The sequence below is a fragment of the Bacteroides sp. 11BF genome, assembly GCF_019633765.1.
In the GTDB taxonomy this organism is placed as follows: domain Bacteria; phylum Bacteroidota; class Bacteroidia; order Bacteroidales; family Bacteroidaceae; genus Bacteroides; species Bacteroides hominis.
Genome location: NZ_JAFKPJ010000004.1, coordinates 88,861 through 102,133, shown reverse-complemented (window position 1 = coordinate 102,133; position 13,273 = coordinate 88,861). Strand labels below are relative to the sequence as shown.

Genomic DNA, 13,273 nt, shown 5'->3' with positions numbered 1-13,273 from the left:
CCCTGAAAAAACGTAGCCAAACGATTTCCGATTATCAATTTGTCAAAGTGATAGCACTCTTCCCATTCGCCGCACGATGGAGTTGTACCTGTACGGCAATGCGCTCACTCATCTCCTGCACATGCGAGATAACTCCAATCTTCCGTCCTTGCATCTGCAACTGCTCGAGAGCTTCCATCACAGTGCGTAAACTATCGGCATCGAGCGAACCGAATCCTTCATCGATGAAAAGTGACTCCACTCTCAGGTTATTGCTCGAAAGAGACGACAGCCCGAGGGCCAGCGCCAGGGAGATAAGAAAAGATTCTCCGCCGGAAAGAGAGTAGACGGTACGCACCTCGTCACACATATCGCAGTCGATCACTTGCAGGGCGAGTGTTCCCGGCACCTGCTGCAAACGGTAACGTTTCGAAAGATAAGACAGATGTTTGTTGGCATGCATCAGTAACAGATTCAACGTATAGCTTTGCGCAATCACCTTAAATTTTGTCCCGTCCGCACTGCCAATCAGTTTATTGAGTTTTCCCCATCGGTTGGCCGTCTCCTGTTTTTCGGTCAGTTCCTGTTCCAGCTGCCTCAGCTTCTTCTGGTTTTGCTCCTGTTGCAAAAGACGTGCCTCTACGGTGGACAGACGACGTTCCGTCTCCTGATTGGTTGCTTGCTGGCGGGCGATCGTCTCCGGCAGATGTTCCGGATCGGCTATCTGTTCTTTCCGAAGCATCAGTTCGTCGATGGAAATGTTCAGTTGCCTGATCTCTCCCTGTATGCCGGAAATACGCGACTGGACTTCTTCTCCCTCCTTGCGCACCTGTTCCAGGGAGTCGTTTAATTGTTTCTCTTTTTTCCGAATGGCGGCTTCCGCATCCTCGACAGATTTGCCTTTCAACAGAGGAGCCCGTTCCTGACGGAGAGTTATCAACCGCTCACTGACCACCCGGAACTGTTCGCGAGCAGTCATCTCCGCCGTTTTCAGTAACGTAAATTGCTCTTTAGCAGCCAGAACTTGCTGCATCAACAGATGGCAGCGGGCTACACCTTCACGCAAAGCCTCACAAGCCGAGCGAAGTGTCCTGATCCGCTCCTCGTGCTGTTGCCATTCCTTATGGAGTTGCTGGTATTGGCGCATTTTCTCTGCGAGCAGATTTAGCTTCCCTTGTACGGTATGCAGTTGTTTCTCAAAATAGTCCGGATTTTGCTCCTCTTCCGATGAAGGACGTTTCTGCTCAACCTCCTGGAGCAACGCCTGCAACTGTACGGTTATCTGTCCGGACAGTTCCGTCTGATGGAGCAAATCCTGTTTCAAGGCGATATTCCGGTTATTTAGTTGCTGATACTCACCAGATGCGGTTTGATACTCCAATTCGATGTTGTGATACAGGGTATGGACTACCTGCTCCTCGTTTCTATAAGGATGATCAGTGCTCCCACATACCGGACACGGTTCATTCTCACGCAAATTCTGCCGCAATGTCCTAACGTCCTTTCCCATCGCGATACGGGCATTCTCAAAAAGGCGTTGCAGCACTTTCAGTTCAGTCTCCTTCTCCGCCAACCGGGTGGTCAGAGCGGCCATTTCTTTCCGCATCTGTTCTTGTTTGTGCACCACCTCTTCCTGCTGTACTTTCAGACGTTCGGCTTCTGTCCTCGCCTTTCCCCATTCCAACATTTGCTGGCGGGCATTCTGCAAACGGGTTTGTTCCTGCATCCATCGGGCTTGCTCGTCAGTCACCGCTTCAACCCCAAAAGCGTTCAGACGGTTCACACGCTCTTCGTTCTCTTTCTGAAGAATGGCAAGGTGGTCTTCCTGCTCTTTCAGCCTGTTCCGGACAGATTCAAGAAACAGCCCCGTCTCTTCCGTAACCGGTAGATCGATCTCTCCCGTCAGGTTCTTCAACGTATGGCAGGAAGTATGCAGAGTTCCCTGCACAGATTGCAATTTATTGGCTTGTGCAGTCGCTGCCTTTTCAGCACCTTGCAGGACCTCCTCCGCCTGCTTAGATTGGCTGACCAGTGATTGGATCTGAACATCCAGTTCACGTGCCCGGCTAAGATCGGGTTGCACGGCTTCGCACTGTTCCCTGAAGTGAATAAGATAGTCGGACTGGCGTGTGTGTTCTTCCCGGAGCTTCTTACTTTTTTCTTCATCCAGCCGCATGTCCTGCACTTTCTTATCACGCTGCTCCTGTTGCAACTTCAAAGTATGCAGCACCGATAGTTGCGCATTCAATTCTACCAAGGCTTTACTTCCCTGTTCACGAAGGCTGACCAGACTCCCTTTTTCTGTCTGAAGAAGACTGATTTCCTCTTCGGAAAGCAGTTCGATCAGGGTGGCATTGCTTTTCAACAGATTCAGTTCTGCATCAGCTGTTTTGCTACGCAGAAAGATTTCACTGGAAATGCGGGAGTATATCTCCGTTCCGGTCAGCTTCTCGAGCAACTCGGCTTTGGCAGACTCACGCGATTTCAAGAAAGTAGCAAAGTCATTCTGGGCAAGCAGCACCGTACGGGTAAACTGTTCGTAAGTCAAACCAACCAAAGTCACCAATTGTGCCAACAACTCTTTCCTTGTTCCCTGCAGTTCCTGATTGGCAGTCAGATCGGTCACTTGTATCGTCTGCGACCGCAAAGAACCATTAGCCCGGCTTCCTGTCCGGCGTACCGACCAACGAGAACGATAACAGTGTCCGGACGCTCCTAAAAAATCAACCTCGGCAAATCCCTCTCCCGTCCCTCTCCGAAGGATATTCTTCACATCGGCCTGATTCACCCGACTTTCACCGATATCTGACATATAAAGACTCTCGACCGAAGCAGAAAAGCGAGGTGTCTTATCATACAGTGCCAGACAGAGTGCATCCAGTATTGTCGATTTTCCGGCTCCCGTAGGACCGGATATCGCAAAAATCCCGGCAGAACGTAAAGGCTCGGCTTGGAAATCAATTTCAAAGGTTCCTTCTATGGAAGCCAGGTTCTTTAATCGTATGGTTAGTATCTTCATGGTTATTCGGTTTGCTTTAGAGGGTGTGTCATAACTCACCACAGAGGACACAGAGTAACACAGAGGTATTTTTAAGTTACTGATTATTAGTAAAAAGCTCTGTGATACTCTGTGGTGAAAAGAGTTTCGACACAGCCTCGAGTTCTTATTTGATTCATTCTAAATTGATTGTCCGGCAAGCCTCCTGAAACAGTTTTACCAGTTCTTCCGGCATCTCCGTCTGGTAACTGTTCTCAAAGGTTGCTTTCACAATCTGTAAGGGATTCATCTCCTGCAATCCGGCAGCCAGTATTTCTTCTTCCACGCTCCCCTCTGCCGCCTGCCTGTAAGAAGAAACAATACGGGCCAGCCGGACTGGCTTGCCTTCCAGTATTTCTTCTATTTGCTGCCGCAACATCGGCTCCGGTTCGCTTAGTTTCACCTTGACTTCCAGATAGGGCTTCGGTCCATTCTCCGGAAGTTCCAGTCTGCACAATTCATCCAGTACCTCGTCCGGAGCCGCTGGCTCTTTGGCGGGTATACTCAGCAAACGTACCAAAGGTGTATATTCAAGTTTCTCTATTTCGACTGCCCAACCTTCATCCAGAATCACTTTTACCACTCCGTGGTGATAATGCTTCTCGGCAAACGACATAGGTAAGGGACTGCCGGCATAACGGATATTCTCCCTTCCCGATACGCGCTGAGCCTTATGGATATGCCCTAAAGCCGTATAAACAATCTGTTCGGAAAAAGACTCGGGCGATACACTCTCCAAACCGCCGATGATGATGCGCTCACTATGATCTTTTTCGGCAATCTCCGAACCGGTTGCCAGCAAATGTCCGACGGCCACCAATGCCTGCCCGTCCGTCCGCTTCTTCAAAGCATATTCCACCAAACGAGCATACAGTTCCTTTACTCCTTCCGCATACGGATTGCCTTCAGTCTCCACCACCGGATAATCTCCCTGCCGCAAGAAAGGTACTGCCAGGCAAAGAGCTTCTACCCTCCCCGATTCATTCTTCAGTTCTACCAGTAAATGACTGTAATCTATCTCTCCGTCCTGCTTACGGACAATCCCCTTAATCTCCGTCCGCATCTCCTGCAACAACGGCAGAGGTGACTCCAACCGGGCAGCCGAATCATGGTTTCCGGCTACAATGACCAACTGCAATCCCGGGTTCTCGGTTGTCACCCGGTGAATGAAACGATAGAATATTCGCTGCGAGGCGGCAGACGGATTGGAAACATCGAAAACGTCTCCGGCAACAATCAGTACATCAATTTTGTTCTTAGTCAGGACACCGGCCAGCCAGTCCAGAAAGTGTTCATGTTCCTGTGTCCGGTCATATCCGAAAAAGGTTTGTCCCAAATGCCAATCGGCTGTATGTAGTATACGTATCATGCTATTGAAATTTGAAACAAAGTTAGCAATTATTCAGGACAGCAATATTATTTTGTTTATTTTTGCACAAGCTAAAACCAAAATCATTATGAAGATACTATACTATATTTATCAAATCTGCATTGCATTGCCCATTTTGTTAGTATTGACTATCCTCACGGCGATTGTCACCATCATTGGTTCATTATTGGGAGGTGCCCACATCTGGGGATATTATCCGGGGAAAATCTGGTCACAGTTGATCTGCCTTTTCCTGTTGATTCCGGTAAAAGTGCGTGGACGCGAAAAGCTACATGGAAGAACCTCTTACATCTTCGTACCCAATCATCAAGGCTCGTTCGACATCTTCCTCATTTACGGCTTTTTAGGACGTAACTTTAAATGGATGATGAAGAAAAGTCTCCGTAAAATACCTTTTGTAGGAAAAGCATGCGAAAGTGCCGGACATATTTTCGTAGACCGGTCGGGTCCGAAGAAGGTACTTGAAACCATTCGCCAGGCCAAAGACTCTCTGAAGGACGGTGTGTCATTAGTGGTCTTCCCGGAAGGGGCACGGTCTTTCACTGGCCATATGGGATATTTTAAGAAAGGAGCTTTTCAACTGGCGGACGACCTCCAACTTGCCGTAGTTCCTGTGACCATAGACGGATCTTTTGAAATCCTACCACGAACCGGCAAATGGATTCACCGCCACCGCATGATTCTGACCATACATGACCCTATCCCCCCCAAAGGTCAGGGAGCGGATAACATTAAAGCTACCATGGCAGAAGCCTATACTGCTGTAGAAAGTGCACTCCCCGATAAATTCAAAGGGATGGTGAAGAATGAAGATCAAGACTTATAAACGGTTTTGAACGATGAACAGGATTCACCACAGAGAGCACAGAGTAACACAAAGTTTTTTTATTGATAAGCAGGGATATTCAGTAAATGTCCCCGCTTAAAGATACAAAAAAGGCAACTAACTCGCAATGACTTAGTTGCCTTAAATTTTCTTATTTTAGGAATATCCCTAATCAATAACTTCATTTCTTCTCTGTGTTACTCTGTGCCCTCTGTGGTGGAAAGAGTATTTGTTCATCGTTTCCCCACTCTCTTCTTCAGCACAAATACCGGAAGGAAGAAGAAGATTCCGATGATTGACATGACTAACCCACCGATGGTTCCTGCGGCCAATGGAAACCAGAATGCTTCCTTATCTGTACCTACCATGAAAGGAATAAAGCCAAGGATCGTAGAGACAACTGTCAGGAAGATAGGAATGATCTTCGCATTCCAAGCCTTGGTATAGGCCCTCAAGGCCGACATTCGGGGAGAACGTCTACGAATGGCGTTATACTCGTTAAGAATATAGATACTGGCGTTCACCGTAATACCACACAATAAAACAAACGAAGCAAAACCTCCCTGGTCAAAGTTCAGCTTAAACCAATAGAACGTCAGGAATACACCGATATATGACACCGGAATAATAAATATGATAGCCAAAGGCTGTTTCAATGAATTAAACAAGATACTTGTCGTGAAAAAGATAATAGCAATCACTACCAGCAAAAGCAGATATTGCTTATTATCTTTCTTTCCCCATCCCCAGCTATCCCGCTCCGATTGAGCCGTATACCCCATCGGGAGTTCTTTGTTAAACTCCTCCAGGTCACGTTTCAGAATTTTATTTCCTTGTTCCCCCGAACCGATATATTCGTATTGCAGGCACAACCTGTATTGCTGATTCTCTTTGGCAACCTGTTGCGGCATTTGTCCCTTTTCCATAGTAGCCAGTTCAGACAGTTTATACTGTTTGTCATCCGTTCCGTACGGAAAATATTGCATGGCCCAAATGTCATACTCCTGAGACTGTTTGGAGGAAAGCTTTATTTTTTCCGAACCATTATCCGCCACTACCGATCCGATCTCCATATTCTTACCATAAATAGGGCGGATCGTAGAGAACAGAATATTGGCATTGATGTTCTCCTGTGCCATACGTTCCCGGTTGAGGTCAAAGTAGAACTCTTGATAATCGTCTTTCCAATAAGAGAAATAAGAGTTTATTATAACTTCCTTGATCCGTCGGTGAGTCAGCAATTTGGCTTTCAACTTCTCAGCCCATTCATACAATTCATCGTAATTGTATCCATACATCTTCACCTGGAAAGAACCGGCTCCCTCACGCACATCATTACTGAACCCCTGATCCTGCAAACCGTATACCCCCCAGCTGCCTCCACCCAATTGCAAGGCTTTGCTGATAATATTTGCTTTCAGTGTATAGGGGAAACCGCTATTCTGATGCTCTTTGGTAAAATAGACATTAATATTACCACGACGGGCACTGTACACCGAAGTCTGGAACTGTTTGATTTCCTTAAACTGACTCAGATAAATCTCCATCTTTTTAATCAGTTCATTCATCTGCTCCAACGTACTGCCGTTCGGAAGATTGGCATAAACATACAATACTACTTCTTCGTTCCGGGTGAAATAACTGCCTTCGTATACCTTCTGGATAAACAGGCGCAAACTGCCTCCCAGTGCTTTGTCCACAGCCGGTTTCACTTTTTCTTTGTAAGTAGATGATCCTAAGGTCTTGTTATACCATTCCACGGCACGCCCTTCACCTTCCATCTTTTCCGGCAGCATAAATACCGGGAGTCCGAACAACAGTACCAACAAGATGCAGACAACCACACGCCAACGGCATAATTTACGTATCATCCAGCCATAGAAACGGGTAAAGTAAACTGTTATTCTCCGCGGAAGAGAAGCACGAAGAAGGAAGAAACGGGATTTGGTCTGACGGCGCTTTCTCTTTCTTAACCCGATCTTTTCGATCAGAGCCGGTACGAAGAAAAGAGCTACGAACAGAGATACAGCCAGATTGATAATCACTACGGCTGCAAAATCTTGCAGATTCAACCGTATCTTCTCGTCAAGGAAGAAAATGATGACCAAAGCTCCCATTGTAGTCAGGGTCGCAGCCAGAATGGACATAAAGGCTTTCAGGTTACGCCGGTGCAGGATATGGTCGGTCATCACAATCGTATTGTCTATCACCAGATTGAGCGAAACCGTAATACCGGCGAGCGAGTAGAGTTGCATTTCCAGTCCGAAAAGGTAATAGAAAATCACCGCCACGGCTATATTGATACTCAGACTGACCACGATCAAAAACAAATAGCGTGGATTCAGCGTGATAAGCAGCACAAAAAACAGCAGAATCAGGACCGTAAGCCCGGTACGCAAATAAATCTTATTCAGCTCTTCGTGAATAAATTCCGTAGCATCGTAGCTTGTGTGGATCTCATATCCGGCAGGCAACACTTTCTGTATTGCCTCCATCTCTTCTTTAACCTGTGTACTCAGTTGCAACTGGTTGGCAGTTTCCTCAGCTGTAATCGACAAATAAATAGAGTTAAGTCCGTTGATACGATAATAGCTCTGAGGAGCTTCCTCCATGTGGCTCACCGTTACAAGCTCGTTCAGACTGATCAATTTACCTTCTGCACTTTTCACCCGGATACGGAAAGCATCGAATCCTTCCTCTTTATACTCGGGCATCAGGGCCAGCCGGATCCACTCTTTACCACCTGAAGCCGACTCTATATTATAAGTACCCAAAAATTCTTTTTGATAATAGCGGGCAACAGCCTGCTGGATATCGCTCAAAGAAATACCCAATCGTCTCAGTTGTTCGCTATCATACTCCAACACCCACTCCATGGGTGTGGCTCCGCTCAAGTCTATCTTATAGATACCCTGAATCTGTGCCAGCCTCGTCTTGATATGTTCATCAGCATATTGCTGAATCAAGATGGGAGTAGAAGGTGCATTAAGTGTAAACGACATGAAAGGACGTGAGGCATTATCGTCCGGACGCTTCATCCTGATATAGGGATAGCTCACTCCGTCGGGAAGCTGAGGCCAGGTCTGCCGGATAATGGTTGATGCCTCAAAACGTACCGCATCTATATCCGCATACTTGTCCAATTCAATGGTGATGCTCCCCGAACCGTTATCGGAGGTAGAATAGATGTTCTTTATACCTTTAATACGTGCCAACATGGCCTCCAGTTTACTGGTTGCCTCTATCTCCACCACCCTTGCCGAAGTGCCGGGCATACTGAACTGTACCGTAAAACCCGGTAAAGTTCTTGAAGGATTCAGTTTTACGGGGAGCAGGGGAATCAAGGCCAGACCAATCAACGCCACGCATATAAAGGCGACAATCAGCGTGAAAGAAGAGGCTTTCGTCTGCGCTTTTATTTTAGAAGGATTATCCATCGTTTCAATGTTAGGTAGCACTATCTCACCAATTGTCCCCCCGCATAGTCAAACTTTTCAGTCAGCGGGATTCCGGTAGCAAAGTCATGCAACGTCAGTTTACGTATCTTATAATAGTTCAGCCAATAGTTCTGCAAAGCGGAAATATAGTTCTGCTGTGCTTCCTGCTGACGGTTCAGGGACAGAGTCAGACTGTTGATGTCCGCTTTCCCGATGATAAACCGCTGGCGGGTTTCGTTATAAGCCAGAATGGAAAGATCAAGTGCCTCTTCGGCACTGGTTATCAGGTTTTGCTGGATATTGAAATCGTTTACAGTCATAATCACTTCTTCATCCAGACTGATTTCATCCTGACGGGCAGAAGTCTTCACCACATTCAGGTTATTGCGGGCCATGTTATACTTACCCTTTCTTACCCCCCAGTCCACCAATGGAATGCTGACACTGACCGACACCAAATCCTGCTGCATGGGTTTATGATACACATCCCCAAAGTTATCAGCTACCTGGTTGAAACCGATACTGGCGTTCACACTCGCATTAAAACGTGATTCTTTTTTGGTTTTATCCACATTGCGTTCGGCTTCAAGTACATTCTGCTTCAATCCCAGTAGCTGAGGATTGTTTTCATGTGCCATCTGCAAAGCCTTATCCACAGGTATCACCAATTCCTGCGGACGTACGGGCAAATCGATATCAATAACCGTATTCTTATCCAAATTCAGGAAAGAAACCAAAGAAAACATAGCACGTTTCAGGGCACTCGCTTTATTTTGCAATGTATTGCGTGCATTTACCACGTCCAGTTTCAATGTCAACAGGTCCGCCTTCGAAATGGCTGCTATCTTCTGACGCTGTACTCCAATGCTGTATAACGTATCCGACGACACCATATTCTCTTTGGCCAGATTATATTCAGCCTGCGCCATTGCCAGGTTAAAGAAATAGGTAGTAGCCTGCACGGATACAGCCTCCACATTATATACAAACTCCTTCTTTACTTTCTCGTATTTAAGGGGTTCTATTTTTCTTTCCCACTTGAACGAATTATATCCTACCAAACTTTGTGAATATCCCAGTCGGATGGGCACACTGGTAAACTGTGTCGACTTACTTCCGCCAAAACTGCGCATATATCCCAATTGAGATTGCAGATAGAAAGTACCACCCGTCAAGTCGAAATTCTGCTGGATAGCCAGATTACCGGAAGCATAAAACGACTGTTGGCTACGATAAACATCCAAGTCATTTTCCGAATCGTATCGCTTGGTAATATCCCGGTTATATTCGGCGGGAGTCATATTCAAAGTAAGGCTCGGCAGACGGTTGGCCTTGTAAGTCCGGTACTCCCAGTAACCGGAAAGATACATATTCTGTGTGCGGAATGCTTCCAGTGAACTATCATTGGCCAATTGTATCGTTTTCTGCAAATCAAGTTTTATATGATCCTGAGACTTCGCTACAGAAACTCCAAGCAGCAAAGTTGCCATTACTATATAATATCTTTTCTTCATATCTATCGTTTTACTTTATTTCTATAAATAAACCAGTACAGTAAAGGGATGATAAACAAACTCACCAGTGTACCGATCGTCATGGTACCAATCATGGCAATGGAAAGCGGCTTCTGAAGCTCGGATCCAAGGTCGTACGAGAACAGCAACGGGACCATTGCGAAGATGGTGGTCAATGATGTCATAATGATCGGACGTAACCTTCTGCGCCCGGCTTCGTGAATGGCTTCCAGCAAAGGTACCCCTTCTTTACGCAATTCATTAATAGCATCCAACTTCAGGATAGAGTCATTGATCACGATACCGCAAGTCACAATCAACCCGATGGCCGACATCAAATTCAATGTATGTCCGCATATCCAGAGCAGTACCAATGCAAACGCCACGTCAATCGGTATTTCCATCAACACCAGCAAGGGTTGCATAAAGCTCTCGAACTGGGCTGCCAAAATAAAATACATCAGCAACAATGAAATAAACAGAATCACGACCAACTCGTCCAGCATCTTCTGATTGGAAAAGAAACTACCGGAAAAGCCGATGTCCCAATCTCCTGTTTCATTAGTCACTTCTTTCACCTCAGTCATTAGTTGTTCGGCATCCTCCACTCCATAGAATCTATAAGGAATATACTCTCCGTTTCTTCCGGCCGTGATGCTCTTTAAATCTTCGGCGGGAGTTACCTTTATCAACTCACGCAAGGGGATGAAGTTCACCTCTCCCGTCTTACTATCCGGCTGGGTCTGAATCAATGTTTCCTGCAAAACCTGATTGACCGTTTTTTCGTCTCCTGCAATGCTGATAGGCAGATATTGTTGATAAGAATGCAACATAGCTACACTGTTCTCTTTGAAAGCAGTTCTCAGCACCCGGTACAGTTCATTATAAGAGATTTGATACAACAATAACTTTTCCTGGTTAATGCTAAGATTCAACTGATTTTCGAAAGCAATACCCGTCGGAGGTATTCCCGTTTTTTGCCTGAACGTCTGTTCCAGTCCGCGTAAGGTACCAGGTTCGGGTGCCTTGTCTTTATTACGGGCATACAACTCGGCCACAATATCAGCCTCCCCTGTCACAAACAGTTTCTCAAAAACAGTCTCTGGTGGAGAAAACGAAATTACCGCCAAGGGATAGCGCTCTTTCAGCCTTTTATAAATCTCTGACTGCAACGGAGCAATCTCCTTCGAAGTTTCTGTCTTAAAATACAGTTCTGCCTCTGATGACGACAACTCCTGCTCACGATTTAAGATGTAATCCTGCAGTCCGATGGAGGCCGTCTGCTCTACAGATTGCCCCTGCAACTCACGGAACAACTCGTCTACACGACGCTGATTTTCGTCCACATGGATGTTCTCGTTCCATTCGATACGGGTGATCAATTCATTTTCATCGATGTCCGGCATTCTCTCCTTATCAATAAAGAAGAAAAAGAAAATACATAGCGGGAAAGAAATAACGCAGAACAGTACACTCAGCGTTTTATGGCTAAATACCCAATCGACTCCTTTATCATAGAAACGATCCAAGGTATGTTCTTTCAACGGATTGTTAATCTTCAGCCTCAGCCATTTCGGGCCTCCTTTTATTCCGGTACGATAGACCAACATATACAAAACAGGAAGCAACATGATACCTGTAAAATATGAAACCATCAGTCCTACCGTTACGGCAAAGGCCTGATCGTAAAAAATAGCACCTGCGATACCGCTCATAAATACCAAAGGCACAAATACGGCAATTGTCGTAAAAGAAGAACTAAGCATAGGAGTTACCACCTCGCTTGTTCCTGCCACACAGGCTCTCCTCAACGAATAGCCCTTTTCCCGGTATTGTGATATATTTTCAGTTACAATAATCGAACTGTCGATCATCATACCCAATGCAAGGATCAATCCGGACAGGGAGATGATGTTGAGAGACATCTTACACAAGTAGAAAAACAAGAAACTGATGACGATGGATACCACCATACTCAGTCCAATAATAAAAGGAGATTTGATATCGCCCAGGAACAGTACGGCAACAATACAAATAAAGAAGAAACCAAGTGAAAGATTCTGCTGGAGATTGGATATCGTATAATCCAGCAGTTCAGTTTGATTTCGGCTCACACTAAACTCGATATCCGGATAGATCTTTTTGAAATAGTCCATCGTTTCCGACAGTGCCTCCTTCATTTTATCCATGTTTTCGTCAGCTTGCTTAATGATGGCAAGAGTCACCGCTCTCTTTCCGTTCGAAACGGATACTCCTTTTTCTTTAACCGGCACCACCGCTATGCGACAGAATTCTTTCAACTGTATGATACGGTCTCCCTTCCGGATATAAATGTTCTCCACATCTTCCGAAGTACGAAGTAAAGTAGAAAATTTAATGTTGTATTCATAGTATCCATCCCGCACAGTCATACTCCCCGGCTCCACATTGTTTTGTGCCAAAGCCGTTTCAATATCTTCAATAGACAATTCGAGCATAGCCAGTTTGTCCATATCAGGCACAATCTGCAACTGTCTTTCCAACAATCCGGTAACGTCTACCATTGCCACTTCGGGCAATTGTTCGATACGGCGCTTGATGACCGATTCGGAAAACTCACATAAATTCAGAAATGCCCTTTGATCTGTCTCTTCATAAGCACTGTCCGTCTTCAGGGTCAGGTTCAGATAGAACACCGGAATATCGGTTGCACTTGCCTTAATCACCTTCGGACGGTCCGTATCTTTTGGCAGATAATTCATAGCCGCATCAATTTTTTCATTGACCTCTATGAACGCCAAATCCGTATTGGTACCAAAATCAAAATTAAGCCGGATAATACCTGCACCATCACGTGTTTCGCTGGACATGTCTTTCAAAGCAGCCACTTGAATCAATTGCTGGCGGATAGGCTTCACTACTGTGTTTTCCAATTCACGTGCCGAAGTATTCTTCGCTGCTACCTGTACGGTAATCTCTGGGATAGAGATATCCGGCAGCAACGATACCGGCAACGTGAAATACGTCACCAACCCCACTATGAAGCAAGCCGTAAAAGCCATCAATACGGCAATGGGACGTTGTATCAGGAATTTAATCATAATTGTTTTG

Annotated in this window: 6 protein-coding genes; 1 reads left to right on the top strand and 5 read right to left on the bottom strand. The window is 45.8% G+C overall.

Annotated features, from left to right (window positions below; translation table 11 throughout):
* Nucleotides 1-34: 34 nt before the first annotated feature.
* Together JZY04_RS05335 and JZY04_RS05330 are read right to left on the bottom strand one after the other, a co-directional pair.
* A complete protein-coding gene (locus tag JZY04_RS05335; RefSeq protein WP_122141795.1) occupies nucleotides 35-2,998 on the bottom strand; it encodes an AAA family ATPase in 2,964 nt (987 codons plus the stop codon).
* Between the two features lie 154 nt (nucleotides 2,999-3,152).
* A complete protein-coding gene (locus JZY04_RS05330) occupies nucleotides 3,153-4,385 on the bottom strand; it encodes an exonuclease SbcCD subunit D C-terminal domain-containing protein (protein WP_122141796.1) in 1,233 nt (410 codons plus the stop codon).
* Nucleotides 4,386-4,473: 88 nt separating this feature from the next.
* Between JZY04_RS05330 and JZY04_RS05325 the strand changes: the two genes are divergently transcribed.
* Nucleotides 4,474-5,232: a 1-acyl-sn-glycerol-3-phosphate acyltransferase gene (locus JZY04_RS05325; RefSeq protein WP_005780232.1), complete on the top strand. Its 759-nt coding sequence runs from the start codon at nucleotides 4,474-4,476 to the stop codon at nucleotides 5,230-5,232.
* A gap of 233 nt (nucleotides 5,233-5,465) precedes the next feature.
* On the opposite strand, the gene JZY04_RS05320 is transcribed toward JZY04_RS05325, so the two are convergent.
* From JZY04_RS05320 to JZY04_RS05310, 3 genes are read right to left on the bottom strand one after another with little or no spacing between them, the layout of a single operon-like run.
* Nucleotides 5,466-8,669 (bottom strand): efflux RND transporter permease subunit, encoded by a 3,204-nt coding sequence (locus JZY04_RS05320; protein ID WP_122141797.1) that lies wholly within the window; start codon nucleotides 8,667-8,669, stop codon nucleotides 5,466-5,468.
* Between the two features lie 20 nt (nucleotides 8,670-8,689).
* Nucleotides 8,690-10,183, bottom strand: coding sequence for a TolC family protein (locus JZY04_RS05315; RefSeq protein ID WP_005780236.1), 1,494 nt, complete (start codon nucleotides 10,181-10,183; stop codon nucleotides 8,690-8,692).
* A gap of 2 nt (nucleotides 10,184-10,185) precedes the next feature.
* On the bottom strand, nucleotides 10,186-13,263 hold the full coding sequence (locus tag JZY04_RS05310; protein WP_122141798.1) for an efflux RND transporter permease subunit: 3,078 nt from the start codon (nucleotides 13,261-13,263) through the stop codon (nucleotides 10,186-10,188).
* Nucleotides 13,264-13,273 lie beyond the last annotated feature (10 nt).

What these genes read in the sequence shown, in the direction of transcription:
- JZY04_RS05335 (WP_122141795.1), bottom strand. Translation starts at nt 2,998, where the DNA reads ATGAAGATACTAACCATACGATTAAAGAACCTGGCTTCCATAGAAGGA.
- JZY04_RS05330 (WP_122141796.1), bottom strand. Translation starts at nt 4,385, where the DNA reads ATGATACGTATACTACATACAGCCGATTGGCATTTGGGACAAACCTTT.
- JZY04_RS05325 (WP_005780232.1), top strand. Translation starts at nt 4,474, where the DNA reads ATGAAGATACTATACTATATTTATCAAATCTGCATTGCATTGCCCATT.
- JZY04_RS05320 (WP_122141797.1), bottom strand. Translation starts at nt 8,669, where the DNA reads ATGGATAATCCTTCTAAAATAAAAGCGCAGACGAAAGCCTCTTCTTTC.
- JZY04_RS05315 (WP_005780236.1), bottom strand. Translation starts at nt 10,183, where the DNA reads ATGAAGAAAAGATATTATATAGTAATGGCAACTTTGCTGCTTGGAGTT.
- JZY04_RS05310 (WP_122141798.1), bottom strand. Translation starts at nt 13,263, where the DNA reads ATGATTAAATTCCTGATACAACGTCCCATTGCCGTATTGATGGCTTTT.